Annotated in this window: 16 protein-coding genes and 1 tRNA gene; 6 read left to right on the top strand and 11 right to left on the bottom strand. The window is 53.3% G+C overall.

The genetic code is table 11. The annotated features are described in order from the left end of the window. Positions 1-29: 29 nt before the first annotated feature. The 3 genes from HDF14_RS26065 to HDF14_RS14300 form a co-directional block, all read right to left on the bottom strand. Entirely contained in the window at positions 30-3743 is a 3714-nt protein-coding gene (locus HDF14_RS26065; protein WP_221304694.1) for a BadF/BadG/BcrA/BcrD ATPase family protein, read from the bottom strand. Between the two features lie 50 nt (positions 3744-3793). Further along, entirely contained in the window at positions 3794-5581 is a 1788-nt protein-coding gene (locus HDF14_RS14295; RefSeq protein ID WP_183977832.1) for an activator of (R)-2-hydroxyglutaryl-CoA dehydratase, read from the bottom strand. Between the two features lie 65 nt (positions 5582-5646). After that, positions 5647-6933 (bottom strand): radical SAM protein, encoded by a 1287-nt coding sequence (locus HDF14_RS14300; protein WP_183977834.1) that lies wholly within the window; start codon positions 6931-6933, stop codon positions 5647-5649. Between the two features lie 334 nt (positions 6934-7267). Here HDF14_RS14300 and HDF14_RS14305 point away from each other — a divergent pair, with 334 nt between their 5' ends. Continuing rightward, positions 7268-9361 carry a sigma 54-interacting transcriptional regulator gene (locus HDF14_RS14305; RefSeq protein WP_260698281.1) on the top strand — a complete coding sequence of 698 codons (2094 nt, stop codon included), beginning with the start codon at positions 7268-7270 and terminating at the stop codon, positions 9359-9361. Between the two features lie 384 nt (positions 9362-9745). Here HDF14_RS14305 and HDF14_RS14310 read toward each other — a convergent pair whose 3' ends face one another. Then, a complete protein-coding gene (locus HDF14_RS14310; RefSeq protein ID WP_183977836.1) occupies positions 9746-9916 on the bottom strand; it encodes a hypothetical protein in 171 nt (56 codons plus the stop codon). Between the two features lie 439 nt (positions 9917-10355). Between HDF14_RS14310 and HDF14_RS14315 the strand changes: the two genes are divergently transcribed. The 3 genes from HDF14_RS14315 (at position 10356) to HDF14_RS14325 (ending at position 13656) form a co-directional block, all read left to right on the top strand. Next, on the top strand, positions 10356-11747 hold the full coding sequence (locus HDF14_RS14315; RefSeq protein ID WP_183977838.1) for a carboxypeptidase-like regulatory domain-containing protein: 1392 nt from the start codon (positions 10356-10358) through the stop codon (positions 11745-11747). After that, positions 11744-13498, top strand: a complete 1755-nt coding sequence (locus tag HDF14_RS14320) for a carboxypeptidase-like regulatory domain-containing protein (protein WP_183977840.1) — start codon at positions 11744-11746, stop codon at positions 13496-13498. The genes HDF14_RS14315 and HDF14_RS14320 overlap by 4 nt, the downstream gene beginning before the upstream one ends. A 70-nt stretch (positions 13499-13568) precedes the next feature. Next, a tRNA-Ser gene (locus HDF14_RS14325) sits at positions 13569-13656 on the top strand. Positions 13657-14177: 521 nt separating this feature from the next. On the opposite strand, the gene HDF14_RS14330 is transcribed toward HDF14_RS14325, so the two are convergent. Continuing rightward, positions 14178-14450, bottom strand: coding sequence for a hypothetical protein (locus HDF14_RS14330; RefSeq protein WP_183977842.1), 273 nt, complete (start codon positions 14448-14450; stop codon positions 14178-14180). 70 nt (positions 14451-14520) lie between these two features. Here HDF14_RS14330 and HDF14_RS14335 point away from each other — a divergent pair, with 70 nt between their 5' ends. After that, on the top strand, positions 14521-14766 hold the full coding sequence (locus HDF14_RS14335; protein WP_183977844.1) for a hypothetical protein: 246 nt from the start codon (positions 14521-14523) through the stop codon (positions 14764-14766). A 67-nt stretch (positions 14767-14833) separates the two neighbouring features. On the opposite strand, the gene HDF14_RS14340 is transcribed toward HDF14_RS14335, so the two are convergent. The 6 genes from HDF14_RS14340 to HDF14_RS26655 form a co-directional block, all read right to left on the bottom strand. Then, positions 14834-15046, bottom strand: a complete 213-nt coding sequence (locus HDF14_RS14340) for a hypothetical protein (protein ID WP_183977846.1) — start codon at positions 15044-15046, stop codon at positions 14834-14836. A gap of 166 nt (positions 15047-15212) precedes the next feature. Further along, positions 15213-15551 (bottom strand): hypothetical protein, encoded by a 339-nt coding sequence (locus HDF14_RS14345; protein ID WP_183977848.1) that lies wholly within the window; start codon positions 15549-15551, stop codon positions 15213-15215. A 167-nt stretch (positions 15552-15718) separates the two neighbouring features. Then, positions 15719-16120: a hypothetical protein gene (locus HDF14_RS14350; protein WP_183977850.1), complete on the bottom strand. Its 402-nt coding sequence runs from the start codon at positions 16118-16120 to the stop codon at positions 15719-15721. Positions 16121-16317: 197 nt separating this feature from the next. Continuing rightward, a complete protein-coding gene (locus HDF14_RS14355; RefSeq protein ID WP_183977852.1) occupies positions 16318-16641 on the bottom strand; it encodes a hypothetical protein in 324 nt (107 codons plus the stop codon). Positions 16642-16858: 217 nt separating this feature from the next. After that, a complete protein-coding gene (locus tag HDF14_RS14360; protein WP_183977854.1) occupies positions 16859-17083 on the bottom strand; it encodes a hypothetical protein in 225 nt (74 codons plus the stop codon). 6 nt (positions 17084-17089) lie between these two features. Next, positions 17090-17218 (bottom strand): hypothetical protein, encoded by a 129-nt coding sequence (locus tag HDF14_RS26655; protein ID WP_260698282.1) that lies wholly within the window; start codon positions 17216-17218, stop codon positions 17090-17092. Between the two features lie 343 nt (positions 17219-17561). On the opposite strand from HDF14_RS26655, the gene HDF14_RS14370 reads away from it, so the two are divergent. Next, on the top strand, positions 17562-18521 hold the full coding sequence (locus HDF14_RS14370) for a hypothetical protein (protein WP_183977856.1): 960 nt from the start codon (positions 17562-17564) through the stop codon (positions 18519-18521). Positions 18522-18535: the final 14 nt, after the last annotated feature.

Here is an 18535-nt window from a genome sequence, read left to right on the forward strand (position 1 = left end):
AGGCTGGCAAGAGTGGACACTCGCGAAAACTAGTCTCCTGCCACTGCCATCTCGTAGGAATTCCCTGCCTGGGTTCGAAGTGATTGTTCTAAGGCCGCAAGTTGAGCTTCGATACCCACTTCAGCTGTGCGTCGCTTAACGATGTCCTCGCGATAGCGACGTAGGAAGTAGTCGATTGTCTCCACACGGATGCGGATAGAACCGGAGGGTTTGTTTTCATCCAAATCCTTGAACGAGAAGTAGGGCGTGCCCGATTGTTCGATGATTCCTTCTATGACCCCGTAGATTGGAGCATCGTGGCCGCACTTGAAGCTCGAGACCTCGAGAGCAACAAGATTCGGGTGGCGTGCTGTGAACTTCGCCGCCCATACTTTGTGATTGGTGCTGGTCGAATAACGATTCTTCCATACATCGCTGATGTCAAGTGGATGTGTGATTAGACCAGCTCGAACTTCGTCACCGAAGAGACGGTCCAACAAATCTTCGTCGAGAGGCAACGTGCTCTGTGAGAATACGGGGTAACCCAGTTTTTGAAACTCCTCCATGATCTCGTGATTCAGGCCGGGGTCGTGATGGTAGACACGGCCAAGCATGACAATACCGATGCGGTCTTCGCGTTCGAGTTGATCGAGGGTCTCTCGCGCCTGTCGGCGAATTTCGGCTTCGCACTCCTGCAAAGATTTGAAGCCGACGGCGATGGCCCTCTCATTTTCCTCGCGGGCGAGGCCCAGAATGGGGCCCCAGGTCTTGAACATCTGATCGGCACAGAGCCTTTCATCCTGGAGGTTCAGGATCGGATCGATGTAGAGTACGTTGTTCTCGGCAAAGATATCGCTCTCTTTCATAAATGCAGCCTTGACCGTCTCAGGCGTTGCAGTCACAGTCGGACAAGCGTTTGAACCAGTGAGGTTTACAAGGTGCGAATGCAGGACGTCGTACATTGGGAACCAGATCGCATTAAGAGGTTTCTTCGCATGCTTGACCGCAAGCAGGTTGTAGACGTGTGCAATACCGATCTTTGACGGATAGCAGGGATCAATGGCACCCCGGCTAGCGCCCGCGCGATATAGCTCCGGTGTCGTGTAGTCAGAGTAAATAATGTTTTCTGACTTCAGTCCGAGGCTGGCAAAGTATGCGTTGAAGAACGGAGCGTAGGTGTATGTGTTCAAGAGACGCGGAATCCCCACACGAAAGTCCTTGCGCTGCTCCATTCGTGATGCCCGTTCCTTCGTTGTCTTCGAGATGAAGAGTCCCTTGGTACTTGGCATGGCATCCGCGACGAGCTCGACATCACGCTGACGGAAGACATCATGAGCCGCAATATCGACGTAGTTGGGATTGACGGCTTTGATCTCGTCGATATCCGCTTTGATGTCCTTCATCTCATCGAGGTCTTCGACAGTTCCCTTTTCACAGGTCGCGATGATGAGGCGCTGTTCGCCTTTTCGAAGAGGAACCTTGGTCTTGCGGGGCTGGAATTCGATTGGCTTTGGCAGTTCGACAATCTTGTTTGATCCGGGCGTGAGTTGGATCTGAACGAGCGGCTCTATCTTTGCCTTGAACACAGATGCAGAGCTCTGACTTCCACTCGTGCTGCAAGATCCATGAGATTCGACGGGAGGAAGATTGGCTTGGATGTGTTCAAGTGGCGGCAACGTGTTGAGTACTTCTGCAACCTCTGCGGGAGTCGCGGCGCGATCCTCGGCAACTGCGTGAACGTGGTTGTGTTCAGAGTTTTGTTGCCCCGTCACATCGACATCGATGAAGGTGCGGAGACAATTGTTTTTGCAGAAGTAGCAGCGTGTGTCTTCGTTTCGTGTAGTGCGATAGCGAATATTAGCGACTGCTTCGAGACCAACAAATGTGGTCTGCCGACCATTGCGCCATAGACGCAAAGCTTCCTGGGCCGCGCCGATCGCGCCGGACTCACCGCAGTGTTCGTGAACGATAATCTCCGGCTCTTTGCCATTGGCGCGGAAGCTCGATTTGATGAAATCTACCTCGGCCTTGACCACAGCGAGATTATTCTGTGTGCCCCCCTGAAGCACAAAACGCGATCCGAGCGCCGCAAGATTGGGGATACTGGCGACATAGAGGAAGACATTCTTGGGTAGCACATCTGCGAGACCCGCCAGGATCTCCTCCGATCGCCAACCCTGACGCTGGAAGTTGACGATGTCGGACTGCATGAAGACCGCGCATCCGTATCCGAAGGATGGCATGGATTTAGCAGAGAAGGCGAGATCGGCGAACTCCTCCACCTTCAGGCCAAATCCTTCTACAGTCGACTGCAGGAAGTACCCATTTCCTGCCGAGCACTGTGTGTTCAATTTGAAGTCTTTTACACGGCCATCTTTCAGGACGATGAGTTTGATGTCTTGCCCACCAACATCGACGATGACGTGAGGGTCATCATAGAACTTCAGAGCGGACTCAGTGTGGGCCACGGTTTCGACGAGCGCCACGTCCGCATTCAGCACATCTTTGATGATGTCCTTTGCATAGCCCGTCGAGCCAACGCCTAGCACCTCGAGAGTTGCACCTTTACTCTCGATTTGCTCTCGCAGCTTCTCAAACATCTCGATCGTATCTTGAATCGGATTTCCGTTGGAGAGCTGGTAGGTTTTGCAAAGAATCTCTCCGTCTTTGCCCAAGACTACTGCCTTAGTTGAGGTGGACCCACCGTCGATGCCAACGAATCCGGAGACGACCTGGCCGGGAAAAAACTCAGCCGGAATAAACTTCTTCTTTTTGTACGCAGATTTGAAGGCAACAAGTTCTGCATCTTCCGCAACGAGTCCCTTGCCGCCAGAGATAGCCTTCTCCTCGGCTCGGCCGTAATCAATGTAGTAGAGAAGTTTTTCGACACCAAGATAGCGCCCCACTGCCGGCTCTTCCTCTTTGCCGAATTCCACCGATCCAAGCGCCGCAAAGTATTGAGCGTTATCAGGAACTTTAATCAGGTCTTCTGGGGCCATGCCCTCGGGGATCTCGACCTTGCGCTCTTTCCACATGCGTGGGATGTTGGTCTGCCACGCCTCGCGCATTCCACGAATAAAACCATTCGGGCCGCCGAGCAGTAAAACATGAGGACGTAGCGTGTGCCCGCGAGTGAGTACACTGAGATTTTGCAACACGATAGCTTCGAAGAGAGAGGCCATCAATTCGTCGGGCGGCGTGCCGGTTTTCTGCAGACCATTGATGTCGGTCTCGGCAAAAACCCCACACTTCCCTGCTACTTTGTGGAGCTTGATATCGTGATATCCCTGGTTCGCGAGTTCTACAGCAGGAATTTTTAGCTTGGCGTTGATCTTGTCGATGACCGCTCCGGTTCCGCCCGCACACTTGTCGTTCATCGATGGAATCTTCTTCTTGCGCCCAGTCTCTTCGTCGTCTTTGAAGACAATGATCTTCGCGTCCTGACCGCCTAATTCAATGACAGAGTACACCTCGGGGTGCAGCTTCTCTACGGCGAGCGAGACGGCGTGAACCTCCTGGACGAACTTTGCACCGATCATCTCAGCGATTGTTCCACCACCTGATCCCGTGATAAAGATGCGTGTATTTGCGGGAGAGATTCCTGTGTCGGCCTCCATGCGACGCAAGAACTCGAGAACCTTTTCTGGTTGGCGGGTCTCGTGACGTTGATAGTCCTGCCAGATGGTCTTGTCGGACGCGGCATCGACCACAATCGCCTTAACAGTTGTAGAACCTACATCCAGGCCAACCCAAAATTCCTGCATCCCGTTTCCTCCGCGACTTCTACGTGGTGGACAAAAGTTGCAGCCGCCGACTACGCGACTCGCTGTAACCGTGCGGAAACCCGAGTCGACCGACGATAAGCACCATCTTTGTCGATCAAATCGCTCACATGCCACGCGAACTGCGCAGCGGTTCCGGCAAGACCTTTCCGATGGGGCACCTTGTAAAGCGCTTGTTTGAGAGCCGGATGCTGATCGACGTAGTTTCGTAACTCTTCGAGAGACTTTCCGGTCTCCTGCAATACACCGTCGAACTCTGCACGCGCCTTAGCCTTAGCCTCTGCTAGCGCCATCTGAACCCGGCTATGCGCGTTCACTTCACCTTCACCGGAGGTCTCGACCGGCAGGAAGATCATGTCTTTGTATTTGTTCACGACTCGGGACTGAACTCCATCGGATTGCGTGGATGGCATGCAGCCAAACGGTTTGAGAGCGAGGACCATGTGGCATAGATGGTTCACGGTGTAATAGACGTTTTTACCGACTTCCATGTAACCCTCACCACCGCGGGCGAGTTGATGGTAGAAGGGATGCGCCAGACGGGAGAGCTCCTTCTGCGGAATTAGGTGGTGGGCTGTGTCCCCCATATGTTTGATCGTACGGTGATAGAAGAAATTCCACATGGCGCTACCTGCGCTCAGTCCTCCAGTCTTCTTGAAGACTTTAAAGTCGTTCGCGAGACGCTTCTTCAGCTCATACCACTTGGGATCGCGATAGGGAGCTTCCGCGTCGGCTCGAGCCTTCGCGCCTTCTTTGGCGACGTACATCATATAGGCGATCCAAGTGGCAATCGGCTCAACCAAGACTTGTGCACCTTCCTTCTCGAGGAAGGCAAACATGTTGAAGTTGCCGTCACCTTCCGTTGTCTGCGCCCAGAATTCACCAGTGATTTTGATGACCGGCTTCACACGCAGACGGTCCACTTCGATCGCATTGATGCTGTCGCGACAAGTATGAAGTGCATCCACATATTCCTTGCCGTATAGATTGTGGCCGATCTTCCCAAGGGTGCAGCTGATGCCTGCGAGCTTTCCACTCTTCTCAAGATAAGGTTTGGCCCACGTCGGTGCTGCATCCATAATGTGCCAGCGCTTGCGGTCGCGGAGCGTATCAGTCAACGTCTTCACGGAGTCCTGAATGACTCGGTCGGTCTCTCCTTTGTTCACCTCAAACGGACGCACCTGGTATACCAGTTCATTGATGACATCCCCGAGGTTGAGCGCATTTAACATTCCCATGCCGAAATCGACCGAGAACTTCAGACCGGGCTCCCCGCTCGCAGCCTTGATGCCGTCTGTTTGCTGGAACAACAAGACGCGGAAACCGTCGAAGCCTGCGTTATGAAGAGCAAATCGGTACTCTGCTTCATACATACCGAATCGGCATGGACCGCAGGAACCGGCCGTGAAGAAGACGTAGTTGTCGATAATTTGTTTACGAGTCTCGCCTTGCTGTTCGAGCATTTGAAGATGACGAACTAGATTGCCTACAGTAAAGTAGGTCGGATTGCATTGTCCGTTATTGCCGAACTCCTTTCCGGCTTGAAAATCGGCGACGACTGGAGTGGGAATGTTTTCGCACCGATAGCCGCTGCCGTGGAAAACGGCTTTGATCATCTCTTCGTGCTTCCATGTAAGGCCACCAAAGAGAATCGTGACATAGTCGCGCTCATTCGCAGTGAACGTTCGTTCAACCGGCTTCTTGAACTCGCGCATACGTGCCAAACCAGCTTCAGCACGAAGACGTGCTCGTTCGGCGTCGATACGAGCCTGAATCTCTACTTCGAAGTCTGTCTGAACGATCTCTTGGATCTCCGGCATTGGCATCTCCTTATGCTTACTGTGTCGTTTCTTTTATCGTGTCGATGATTGGGAATCGCTCGGCATTACATCTGACCCTTCGCTCCCTGGAAGCCGTTCGCAAGTTGCTTAAAGAAATACTTGATAACACGCTGGTCGTTGTAGCACCAACCCAAGATGTGGTTGAGCGTCGAGAAGCAGTGGGTCTGGCAGGTCTCTTTCTGATGGTCGAGTTGCTTGGTCTCGAATTTGTGATTGCCGACCACGCCCCAGTCATAGCTGGCCGTATACATTGGGAAGCATGGTGCTAAGGTTCCATCGACGCGAATAATCATTGAATTTTGCCCGGCGCGGCAGTTCCAGGGGAAGTGATTCCCTTTCATGAAATCGACCATCTGCCAAAGCCGCGCGTTCGAGTTCACCATCTTGTATCCGGAGTCCTGCTTTTCGGTCAGCCACTGAATCGTCTCTTCCACAGCCGGCCAATCGTCTTTCGTGATGTAGGTCACGTTGTTGGCGGCGTGTTTGAAGTGTTCGTCTTGCTCAAGAAGCGGAGATTCGTTGATGTGATAATCCGTGGCAATACCGTTATCGTGCGCTATTTCGGTTAGCTGCCGAACGTCATCGAGGTTGTTTCGACAGATGTTGATGTTGAGAAAGACCGAATAGCCGTAGCCGTATTGCTTTCGAACCAGGTAGTCGAACTGTTTGCGTATCGGGACGAGTGCCTTCGGTAGACCTTCTTTCAAATCAACCGCGTCGACAGCGATGTTGAAGGTGGAGATGCCTGCGTCAGCCAATTTATCGATGACGTCAGTACGCAAGAGGCGGGCGTTCGTTGGGAGATAGATCCAGAAGTTCTTTTTAGCCGCGTAGTAGGTAATGCGCTGAATCAAATCAGGCCTAAGGAGAGGTTCGCCTCCCATGTAGGCGAGCACCCGACAGCCTGTGCCGTGAAGCCAATCAATCGATCGCTTCGCCGTGTCCTCACTCATCCCCTTCACTTTATTGTCGAAAGCCCAGCAGTAGTGGCAGTCGAGATTGCACTTGAACTCCGTAAAGAGGTAGGAAATGAGCGGGTGAAAGTCGCCTTCTGTGACCCTTGAACGGATGTAAGGGAAAAGCCACCCCTGCATCGCGTGATAGATCTGTCCTGGGCCCCATTTGCGCTTTTCTGGGGGTGTCCAGGTATCGTTCCAATCGATTGGAGCCAGAAGTTCGGGGTGCTGCGGGAACACGGGATCGGGAAAAGTCTGCGGTGTTCCGATGGGTTGTAGCCCCGGCAGGCTTGGGGTGGGTTTGGTAAGTAGGTCGTGCAACGGAACATCGAGTCTGAAGCTCGGTGCCGGTTCGGTGTGTTCCTCCAAATGCATCCGGTTCCCCCTAAATAAATACGCTGGTTAGGATTGACAAGAGATGAGGCGTACAGTTGATTGACCCTAAGCAAGCGAAGTGCCAGAAACATCAATACCTCTTCCGTTGTAAATTATTGATGACGAAGGGAGTGCGGTTGAGATCTGAGTCGCGCAGTGCTGAAACACAGTTTTCAATGCCAGCTTATTGGCTGTATGCCAAACTATTGGCAGTCGTATGTGGTCAAGCCGACCCGACTGGGTGCCTTTCGTTGATGCTGTAAAGGGTTGCCACCTTATCGCCTGTAATTTCATCTATCAAAGATTGATGGAAGAAGGGAATTATGAGCCGGATATGAGGAGTTCACCTCTTCGCCGCGTTTCCTCTGTCGATACCGCCCCAGAGGTGGAACAGCTTGGGGATCTTTTGCGCTTCGCACGAAGTCTCGATGCGTATCGCGATCCCGAGCGACTTCTGTGTTCCCTGCCCGCAGAACTATCCTCCGTCACAGGTTCAAATACCATCGCTTTGATTCATGTAAATGGCGGCGATTCATCATGGTATGCGGTCGACGCTGACGGGCTCACAATCAATCTCCAACCCGAGTTGCCGCAATGGCGAGCTGAAATCGAGGAGTTTTTGTCTGGACACCCGCAGCCAGCGGTCGTCACGTCCCTAGATCAGGAAGCTAGATTTCCTGCCGTCTTTCGATTCTTCCGAGCACACGGAAACCAGTCGCTTTGCCTTCTTCCTCTCGATAGAACACCCTGTGGACTGGGAGCTATCTGCTTTGCTAAAAAGCAAGATGATGGCTTTTCTGAGAAGGAGGTTAGCCTTCTCTTTCTCCTGGCGGATTATGTCGGGTTAGCAATCGATGACAGGCTAAACCTCGCACACTCAGAGGCTGCTAGAGCTCAGCTGGCGAGCGAACAAACGAAGCTCAATCTTTTTCTCGATCTTAACAATAGCGTTGTGTCCAATCTGGACTTGGGGGAGATGCTCCGTTCAGTTTCGCCAAATATTCGCAAGACCATGCGGCTGGAAGGCGTGGCGGTGATCCTGCCTGATGCAACAGCTGAGCATCTTCTACTTTATGCGGTGGATTTTCCAGATGGGAAAGGCGAGTTGCTTCAGGATCTGTCGAAGCCACTCGAAGGGTCGCTCGCTGGGCAGGTCTTTCGCTCCGGAAAGCCTTGGATTGGAGATCTTGAAGAAGGGAGCCAATCGGGCTTTGGCAACATCGTCCGCCATGGAGAGGGCTCGATCAGTATCTGCTTGCTTCCGCTGCTTCGCTGCAGGAATGTGTTAGGTGTCCTTTGTTTAGTCAGGGCACAGAAGAGCGCGTTCCTGCGAGAGGATGTTGAGTTTCTCTCGCAAATCGCAGGTCAAGTAGCTATTGCTATCGACAATGCGTTTGCCTATCGACGCATTACCGAGCTTTCAGACAAGCTTACGCAGGAGAAGCTCTATCTGGAAGATGAGATTCGCAGCGAGCTCAACTTCGAGGAGATCATTGGGAACAGCGCTGTGCTTCGGCAGGTGCTGCGCCAAGTTGAAGCAGTTGCGCCGACCAATTCAACGGTTCTTATTCAGGGTGAGACAGGAAGCGGAAAGGAACTCATCGCTCGCGCTGTGCATAACCTCAGCCGCCGCCGTACCCATCCTTTTGTGAAGCTGAATTGCGCTGCGATTCCGACCGGCTTGCTGGAGAGTGAACTCTTTGGACATGAAAAAGGGGCATTTACTGGCGCAATCGCACAAAGAATGGGCCGATTCGAGTTGGCGTCGCAAGGGACCATATTTCTCGATGAAGTGAGTGAGATTCCACTGGAACTCCAGCCGAAGCTGCTTCGTGTCCTGCAGGAACGAGAGTTCGAACGGTTGGGAAACTCGCGCACCTTACGCACAGATGCGCGTTTGATCGCAGCGACAAACCGCAATCTCAACGCGATGGTGGAAGAACAGACTTTCCGGTCCGATTTGTTTTATCGACTAAATGTCTTCCCCATCCACGTCCCGCCCCTTAGAGAACGCAAGGAAGATATACCCTTTCTCGTGAGACACTTCGCACAACATTTTGCGCGCAACATGTCTAAAGAGATTGACACGATTTCAACGGAGACTATGAATGCAATGGTCAGCTATCCGTGGCCCGGAAATATTCGTGAGCTCCAAAATGTCATCGAGCGGGCGGTCATCCTGTCGAAGGGCCCAGAACTTCTGGTGCCGCTGGACGGCCTGAAGTTGAAAAACGCCGAAATGAGCGTCCAAACGAATGGAGCCACGACCCTGGAAGAGATCGAACGAAAGCATATCTTATCGATCCTGGAGCAAACCAACTGGGTTTTCGCAGGGCCGAATGGCGCTGCCGCACGACTCGGATTAAAGCGTCCCACCCTGCAGTTTCGCATGCAGAAATTGGGAATCTCGCGTCCCAGAAAATCCTGAAGAAATCCACCATATTTGTGCCAACGCTTTGGCATGCTGCCAACTTATCGGCATGCCTTCCGAGAGCATGGACGGTATGTATCGATGTAAATAGCTTCTGCCACCAAAGATAGTGACTCATACCATTTTAGGAATGCGGATTGCTAGCAGCAATGAATCTCAGGGACGAAGTTAGCGAGCTTGGGATGTATCCGGGGGAGCAAACTATGCCTCGGCCCTCGGTCCCTTGCAATTCAGACCGTAGAACCAGTCATGTAGTTCGCAACCGGAGGCCCCTCACCGACACAACGGTTTGTAAGGACGAGCAAGATGTTACGAATCACGATGACCGAGGATTCATCGGAGCAACGCTGGGTGCTTCAAGGTCGGATGACATCATCGTTTTTAGAGGAGCTGACCGAAAGTTGGCGAGTCGGTCAAGATCGTCGGCCAGCACAGAATCGTGTCGTCGATCTTGACGAGGTTACGTGTATCGATAAAGATGGCGAACAGGTACTCCTGATGATGATGAGGGATGGAGCGAGGTTTGTAGCAAGTGGTTTGTATACAAAACATCTCCTCGAATCTCTGTCAAAGATCGATGCGAACTCTCTGTCTGAAAGAGGCTGAGGAAACGGCGACTGCTTGCCTTCCTCGTTCAAGTTACGCGCCTTTGCTCCACCAAACAAAGAGATCAGCCAGAAATCTCGCTGAAGTATCGTCATTCTCACTAATATGAGTCGAGAACGTCTTATTTCTGGCGAGGTACCCGTTCGTGTCTCCATACCGAATCGTTTGCCGTCCTGTACGCAACGGTTCGATGCCTGCCTTTCTAACTCTGGTTTGTATCTTGCTCGGTCGCCAAGCCACCTGCGGCGCCCAGACTGGCCCCGGTCCAGGACTTGGCACATCGATTACGTCCTCGGGTGCGCCGGACTCGGTAATAGGGCGAGTGATCAATGCCGTCACGGACCAACCCGTGCGCAGAGCTCTGGTTCGGCTAAATAACCGAGCTATGTTGACCGATAGCGAGGGTAAGTTCAGGTTCGAGCAGAACACCGAGACTATCGCGAATATCCTCGCAAGCAAACCTGGGTTTTATGCCAGCCCTGAGTACGGTGATGCCGGTAATTTTTATCTACAATCCACCCAACTGGCGATGCCGCTTGAACTTCGCCTCTACCCGGAGGCGCTGCTCACCGGCGTGGTGCTGGCTCCCGACGGGACTCCACTCTCAGGCATTTCGGTGAGTGCGATGAGGAGTATTTACGACGATTCCGCGCGTCGCTGGATGCCGGTGGGCCAGGGTCAAACGGACTCGCATGGAAATTTTCGAATTCCTGTGCCAGCAGGCCAGTACCGCCTGCAAACCCGCTACGTTCTGCGGGATCGCACTATTGGCGAAGCTGTGCTTCCTGTTGCGGTTCCGAGTGTAAGCTCCGGTGATACATCACAATTAATCAGGATTCACAGCGGAGAGGAGGAAACCTTTGAGCTGCGGCCGGCCGTGAGCCCTACACACACCGTCGGAATATCGCACGCCGGGTCCGACCGAGGCTTCATGAGAATCTCTGCCCGCGCCAGCAATGGAGGCACCCTACAGGTGAACTCCACCGCGGGCAACGGCGACGAGACGAGGATTCAACTACCTCAGGGAACCTATACGTTGACGGCGAGGTTGATGGCAAGCGCGGATGCCGCCGAGATGGCCGAGACCACGATTACCGTTCCTGATCACGACATCTCCGGAGTGATCTTAAGATTTTCTCCTGTTCCATCAATTCCGCTGGAGTTGGTGGCCGATGGGTCTTCGAATGCGGATGGTACTCCACCGGCGCTGTCCCAGTTGGGACTTGTCCTGAACAGTGAACAGGCCGATTCAGACGGTGGGTACGTCGGGGTGGGGCCATCGTCGAAGAACAATCAGACTTTCTTCTTCCTGGCTGCGCCCGGCAACTATCGATTGGTGGGTCGCAACAGCGGCACGTGGTATATCAAGTCTGCCAGCTATGGTGACTCCGATTTGCTAACGCAAAATCTCGTTGTTGCACCTGGAGCCTCAGGTATTCCGATCCGCATTACTGTCAGCAGTGAGACCGGCAGTCTGCAAGGAACTGTAAAGCTCAACGGCAATCCCGCGGCAGCCTGGGTCTATCTGATTCCGAACGGGCCGAGCGCGCAAGCGAATTACACTACCCGCAGTAGCTCGACGGGGAGCTACAACTTTGCTCATCTTCCGCCGGGAAGCTATCAGGCGATCGCGTTCGAGCGGCAGCACGCGGTGGACTACCGCACTGCCGGGAGCCTGTCTCCATTCGACAATCACGCAAGTTCGGTGACGATTAACGTCGGCGACAAGCCCACACTAAACCTCGACGCCGTGCCGGCTGCCGAGGTGATTCCATGATGCGAAATCTGGTATGCCCTGCTCTTCTGGTCTTTGCTGCTGCGCTGTGTGGAGGCGTCGGGCACACCCAAACTCGAGCGCAGACGAAACCCGAGGCGAAGCATAACGTTGTCGCGCAGTACGGAATTACAGGTATCGTTGTCAGCAGTGTCGATGGGAGCCCGGTGCCGCATAGCAGGCTAACGCCGAGCCCGGAGATGTCTGGAGATTTTGGCAACCGCCGCCGCTCCCCTGCGTCGACCGAAACCTTCGAAGCCGATGACCATGGTCGTTTCTCGATAACGCTTCCTACGGCTGGAGCTTGGAATCTTAGAGCGAGCGCCCGGGGTTATGTCAGCCAGTCTTATGAAGAGCACGGTGCTTTTGCTTCCGCTGTTGTGCTGACTGCAGACTCGCCGACGATCGATATCCAATTCACAATTAGCCCTGAAGCAAGCATCAAAGGTTTCGTTCTAGATGAAGCTGGGGATGCCGTCAGAGACGCGCAAGTCGCACTTCACTTTGTGCCGCCGCCAAGTCCGGGAGGTCCGCAGGCTGCGGCAAGCACGCGAGCGTACGCCCAAACCGATGACCGGGGTGCGTATGAGTTAGCCAATCTGACCCCGGGAAGCTATCGTATTGCGGTGCAGGCGCACCCCTGGTACGCTCAGGTCGCGCAACAAGGCGGAGCTTCGGCAGCCGACCCTTCCCTCGACTTCGCATACCCCTTGACATGGTTTCCAGGCACCAACGATGCTGCGACATCTGTGACGGTTGTTCTGCATGCCGGCGACACGCGTGAGGCAGATTTTCATCTTGTTCCCATCCCTTCTATTCATCTGAAGATAGTTCCCCCGTCCGGCGCTGCGGAGGCAGTCGACGGCCGCCAGAGACCGGCATTTCCCATGGTCGAAGAAATTCCTCCGGGTTCAAACGGTCCACGTTCAATTTCGATTACGACCAGTCAGGACTCACAAGGGCAATTTGATGTTAGTGGTCTAACTCCCGGGCTGTATCAGGTGAGGCTGGCTACGCCGGGCCAGGAGCGGCACGCAACAATGGTCGAAGTGACAGCGAACTCCGTTCGAACACTTGATCTGGGTTCTCCGTCGAGCAACAGCGCCAGGATTACGATTCACATCGACGGATCTTCTGATGCAGCCGAGGAGTTCGGCGGCAGACGCGGTGGGGGCCTTAGCGTCAGCCTAGTCGATACCGATACCCAGCGAGGGACATTTTCTTCCATGAACGGCGAGGGTGGGTTTGCTGGCCGCACCGACTCGAGAAACCCGCTCGCAGATCGCATCATTGAGGTTCCTCCGGGACGTTACGAGGTCGTTTTGCAGGGCCGACCGACCATCTATCTCACTGGACTAAGCGCCAAGGGAGCCCAGGCGTCGGGACGGTACGTGACGGTATCGGCGGGTGAGACAACTTTGACAGTGCATGTTGCGAGTGGTCGGGCGCATCTCAGTGGCACCGCGACTCTTGAAGGAAAGACTGTAGTCGGCGCAATGGTTCTCTTGGTTCCTGTCACGATCGAAGAGCCCGACTCGATTGGCTTCTTGCGACAGGACCAGACCAATACAGACGGAAGTTTCGATATAGAAAATGTGATTCCGGGACGATACATCTTGGTGGCCATCGATCGTGGATGGCAGATCAACTGGGGAGATCGATCTACACTTCGTCGCTATTTAACGCATGGTGAACCGATCGAGCTAAAACCCTCCGCTACCATGAAGCAAAACATAGATGCTCAAACACCATAAGGATCAACGCAAGTGTGAGCCAATGACGAGCCTCAAATTGTGTTAGATTCAAAAGGGCTCACAATGCTGCGGAGAGATGGCCGAGTGGCTGAAGGCGCACGCTTGGAAAGCGTGTATACCGCAAGGTATCCAGGGTTCGAATCCCTGTCTCTCCGCCACTTTATCGGTTAAGCCTCCTAGAATTAACTAAATCCAGCAAAACAGGTGACTTGCTTGAGACGGCTTCTGTCTCGCTTGTCTCGAAAGTACCACCTTTTGGCCCCATTTACACCGAGAAACCGTACCATGAGCAGAAAACCGTACCACGATATTCTCCAGCAAAATGGGGATTATGTATTCTGCTTGCGCTACTTCCCTGCTCAGCCGCCCCCACGGTGCAGTTCTACTCGACCCACTCTTCGAACGGGGGTTCCAGCGCAGGAACGTAGGGACGCATCGGCGGTCGTCGACCCCCTGATTTCGGAGTTCGGAGCACCCTCAGACTGGGCGTGGATCATCGTCTGCGACGAGGCCAAGTGATAAGCGATGTGATAAAGTTCCGCTAGGTCCCAAGGTTGCTACGAACTGCCGAAGGGCTGCTTCAACGGTGTGAGCGACACTGGAACGCTAGGTTCAACTGAATGCGTGTCTCAAACTTTAGCAATCGAGATCGGCCCCTGGTTCCTGCCGGGGCCGATCTTCATTTGGTCAGCCGCGCCCGGTCGTAACCGGCATAGACCCATATGACACCGAAGGCCAGGAGCACAAGCGAGGCACGACGATGGTGGTCCATGAATAGGAAGATGACCCCTCCTATCAGAACAAGGAGGCAGAATGCTGAGGAGAACGCCAACAGCTTGGTGTAGCTTTCGTCCACGACTCTCTTGGATCCCTTGACCGGTATCCCGAGATGACCGAAGAGTCCGGCTCCCAAGTACGTGTCGAGGAACACTTCGGGATCGATGATCTTCACTCGATGTCTCCTCGCAGAAACAGCCTACACCCCGTGACCTGCTCTAGAATGGTAAATCAAGGGTGATCCGATGGAAGATCTGAAGAAAGAACTCCAATCCTTACGGGAATTGTTAGATCAGGGATTAGAGAGTCTCGAGATAACGATGGCTCAGGCCTTCGTGCGTCAGGAAGCTCAGGCTAAAGAGCATTTCGAAGAGCGGGTAGCCGAGATCGACGAGATGACGTCGGCAGCCACACAACGTCACGAGCGCATGATGAAGGCTATGGATGCTATCGAGGACCGGGCTTCTTCAGCGCCGCGTACTGTTCACTAATAAGGTCTAGCCAGACCCGCCGACAACCTATCACGCACTGTTCAACATCTCCGGACCATTGTTCCTCTCAGACGGTCTTAGCTATCGCGAATCCAAGAAGAACCGCGGATACCACGATCACCACGAGCATGCCATTCCTTACGGTTTCTGACATGTAAGGACGTGGAGCACCGGCCTTGCGTTTCTTCATTCCGATGAATCCATAGACCGCTGAGAACAAACCGAGAAGTATCCCCATCGGTAAAGCGAAATGATTGATATTTGCATTAAGCCAATTCATATATTTCTCCTCCTAGAAGTGGCAACCGGCAATAGCGTGAACTGTTCCCCAACCGACAATACCGACACCGCCCCGGGTGGCAATTCCTCCCCAGGCCGCGCCAATCAATATATCAGTGCCCTCTGTCATGATGGTAAGGGTCGCAAATGCCAGTCCGGCTGCAACTCTACTCTTTCTCCATCAACTCTTCGATGCGTTCCACAGCAGCCAGCCAACTTGCGTGTTGTTCATTGCTCAGCGTTTCCAGCACCCTCATGACAATCTTGGATGCGCCTTCGGTCTTCAGATACTTCGTCAGGACCGCAATGTCATCGTCCAGCCGCTGAAGATTCTCTCGTTGGACTGCTGCGATGCGTTCTGAGATGGCAACGGTATCACGCAAAGGCTTTAGAGCTTTAGTCACAGCCTCGTCGACGAACTTCAGAGTGCTTACATCCTGACGAAATCGAGTAAGGTAAGTTCCTGGTAGTTCGAGATCGACGGAGCTTTCAGAGCGGACGTTCATGATCTTCCATACGGAATCAGATCGCTCAGGGATTACTCTGTCTCCTATTTGGGGCATCCGTGGGGGACTGGGAGCGGCAAGCGGCAGGGTAGGATGCCCGTCTTTTCTGCGTGTTTTCTCCATTGTGGAGACAGCGTAGCAGATCCCTTGTGTTACGCCCCACTTCTTTACCAAGATCCTGTGATGTGGAAAGTCAGATCTCCAGATGGCGTTGAAATCTTGAGATCGTTGTTTGTTCTCGTCGCGTAGTATGAACCCAATCCCTTTACTGTGCAGGTAGTCTCAAAGGTATTCGGAAACGTTTGACCGTTTCTAACTACCGGAACAGTAACGCAATTCTTTGAATCAGGAGCCATCTTCTCAGGATGGAAGGACTCGATGTTGCCGCAGGTAATCGCCCCAGGAACCCAACCACAACTTGCCAGCGCGTGTGAACCATCAGGCAGGACTAGCTTCGCCTCATATCCAAAGTAAGCCTGTGCATGTTCACCTGAATCGGTCTGGGAGGAGAACGAGACAACCTCAACCACGAACTTCTTTGCTGCAAACGTTGGCGCAGCAGCACTCAATAGGCAGATCAAGAGACAGCAGGTTTTCAGCATGGCTGAATATATCAGTTTGTTCGCTGAACAAATGCTTTGTGACAATACTTGCACTCGGTTGCATCGTCGCGGTTTAGGCGACGGCACTGACTACACATCTTGGGAGAGGGCTCTAAATTATTCATGCCGATACATGTAGCCCGTTCCCGTATTTGAGTCAAGACTTATTCCTGAGCCTCAGCCCAGCCACGCTGCCAAGCCTGTGACTTCGTGTCGTCGTTCTGCCCACCCTCTTGCCCACACTCAAAGCCTTTGTCATAGTCGGCAATCTCTTCATTAGTTCGCTGTCGTAGCATGAATGGCTCTGTATCAGGATTGACGTCTACCGCGGCTTCTCCGCTAAGACCGCCTTCGCTGTAATCTTCTTTGCTGCTTTCTTGACCGATACTGTCATCAGGCACAGGATGAACCCCGGTCACGATAGGATCGCTTACTGTCACAGTGTTCGGTGGCATTGGATCTTGACTGTCATCAAGTGGGACTGTCATCGTTAGACCTCGTTACAAGAATCACAGTCCTCACCGTGCTCGACCAGGGCCATGTAGCAAGCTTGGATGTCATTCAGACGGTCTAAGGGTTCCTCGGTGCCGAGACGATTAACTCCCTCACCACAGCTGATCAGATATGCCTGGGCCAGCATCATGCCCTCAGCACATGTTGGGAAGTCGTCAGTGTTCCATAGGGCTAGCAGCTTGTTGTGGTCCATCAGCGTGTTCCATGCTTCGAAGAGAAGAATGCCATAGCCCTCGATATGATGCCGTCGCGCCGCCGCGCGTCTTCAGCCTCAAACTCTTTCATTCGCTTATTGAAGTTGCGCATCTCTTTCGCATGCTCCTTAGCCCTGAGATGTGCCTCAACTGATCCACGGTCGTCTCTATCTCCAAACCCCATTGGCTTGAATTGCTTCTTAAACTTGATCTTCTGCGCCATTCGACCTCACCTTTTCAACTTACCGTATTGTTCGTTATTCAGGTTGAGCCAGATACCTCCGCGACCGACTGCGATCGCATGTTCGATCGCAGCGATGTCATGAAGCTGCTTGGCTGCTCCCCCAGCCTTCGCCATCTCCAGGATCTTGTCCGGCGACTGGAACGTCAGCCTTCTAGGCAGTGACGTCTTCAGATCAGCTTCCAGGAATTGGCAATGCCATCCCGTTCGGACGAAGAAATACAGGTAGATCCTGTGGTGCGTCTGGCGCTGCGACGCACAGCGATCGCAATATCGTTCTCGTCCGGGGTAGGGAGGGCCGAGACGGTTTCGGCATCCGCAACAGATTTGACCCTGCTCCCGCATCCTCGTGGTCGACGATCGCTCACCACCCATAAGCGAAGAATAAGCGAAATCAGTGTGGATCGCGAGAGGAAATCATCCTTGACGCAAGCCTCGCAGAATGAGAGGATTACCCGCTATGTGGCTCCCCACGCTAATCCGAAGAGGTGGAAAAGTACTAGACGTCTGGAACTCTACATGGACCGGATTCGCTCTTTGGGTGGTGTCTTTTGGGTTCTGGGTTTACTGGCATCCGTACTCGAATCTTCCGACCCCAGGTAAAGCAATCGGCGCGCTCGCTGTGGTGGCGGGCATTATGAGCGTAAGGACCCTGGGGACACCGGCTAAGTGTGCGTGGGTACTTCTCCTGATCTTCCTACTAAAAACCGAGTTTAGGGCGATCGATAAGGATCACTACCTGAACGATCAGGCTCAAGAGAAGTTCTTCGACAGTCAGAGAACCGGTTTCCAGGATATCGCCACTCAGGCTAACGTTGGCTTTGCAGCAACCACTGGTAGTTTGACTTCCGCGATAGCGGGGATTCACTCAACTCTCACTACCGCAAACAAGACACTCAGACAGACGCAGCCTCATGCTGCCATTAAGTTTGACAGAGTCGAGTTCGCCCCGCCTGATCCTACTGAAATTAGGGCCAATACCGAGTATGCCTTCAACTGGCACTACGAGAACGTGGGTTCAGCGATCGCAACGAACGGGAAAACATTTGCAAGGATTTACATTGCCAACGCTGATGATAAGGATGCACAAACTGGCCTAGCGAAGGAATTCAACTCCGATTGGAATAAGTCCAAGGAGGTTTCGGGTCAATCTAACTTCATGGCACCCAACACTCCCCTCTGGGGGACCACGAGGCGAACCTTCACTGACGAAGAGTTTAGGAACTACAACCCCCGAAAAACGATCTATCTCCTGATGAGGTTCGAATACACCGACGAAACTGGAACATGGGGGACTGATTCCTGTGTTGGCTTTCAGAGGGATTCTGCGACACAGACCGATACGAAGATATGGCACGTCTGTTATACCTTTGAAAGATTTAGGTATCCAGTCGGGCAACAGAAGAAGCCCCTCCAATGAAGGAGGGGCTCTGT

The sequence above is a fragment of the Tunturiibacter gelidiferens genome (assembly GCF_014201335.1).
GTDB classification, from domain to species: domain Bacteria; phylum Acidobacteriota; class Terriglobia; order Terriglobales; family Acidobacteriaceae; genus Edaphobacter; species Edaphobacter lichenicola_E.

Bases quoted from the DNA above. Each gene is read 5' to 3' on its own strand.
- HDF14_RS14315 (WP_183977838.1), top strand. From the start codon at position 10,356: ATGTTGACCGATAGCGAGGGTAAGTTCAGGTTCGAGCAGAACACCGAG.
- HDF14_RS14300 (WP_183977834.1), bottom strand. From the start codon at position 6,933: ATGCATTTGGAGGAACACACCGAACCGGCACCGAGCTTCAGACTCGAT.
- HDF14_RS14320 (WP_183977840.1), top strand. From the start codon at position 11,744: ATGATGCGAAATCTGGTATGCCCTGCTCTTCTGGTCTTTGCTGCTGCG.
- HDF14_RS14370 (WP_183977856.1), top strand. From the start codon at position 17,562: ATGTGGCTCCCCACGCTAATCCGAAGAGGTGGAAAAGTACTAGACGTC.
- HDF14_RS14295 (WP_183977832.1), bottom strand. From the start codon at position 5,581: ATGCCGGAGATCCAAGAGATCGTTCAGACAGACTTCGAAGTAGAGATT.
- HDF14_RS14355 (WP_183977852.1), bottom strand. From the start codon at position 16,641: ATGACAGTCCCACTTGATGACAGTCAAGATCCAATGCCACCGAACACT.
- HDF14_RS14335 (WP_183977844.1), top strand. From the start codon at position 14,521: ATGGAAGATCTGAAGAAAGAACTCCAATCCTTACGGGAATTGTTAGAT.
- HDF14_RS14310 (WP_183977836.1), bottom strand. From the start codon at position 9,916: ATGTTTTGTATACAAACCACTTGCTACAAACCTCGCTCCATCCCTCAT.
- HDF14_RS14360 (WP_183977854.1), bottom strand. From the start codon at position 17,083: ATGGCGCAGAAGATCAAGTTTAAGAAGCAATTCAAGCCAATGGGGTTT.
- HDF14_RS14340 (WP_183977846.1), bottom strand. From the start codon at position 15,046: ATGAATTGGCTTAATGCAAATATCAATCATTTCGCTTTACCGATGGGG.
- HDF14_RS14305 (WP_260698281.1), top strand. From the start codon at position 7,268: ATGAGGAGTTCACCTCTTCGCCGCGTTTCCTCTGTCGATACCGCCCCA.
- HDF14_RS26655 (WP_260698282.1), bottom strand. From the start codon at position 17,218: ATGGCGAAGGCTGGGGGAGCAGCCAAGCAGCTTCATGACATCGCTGCG.
- HDF14_RS14345 (WP_183977848.1), bottom strand. From the start codon at position 15,551: ATGAACGTCCGCTCTGAAAGCTCCGTCGATCTCGAACTACCAGGAACT.
- HDF14_RS26065 (WP_221304694.1), bottom strand. From the start codon at position 3,743: ATGCAGGAATTTTGGGTTGGCCTGGATGTAGGTTCTACAACTGTTAAG.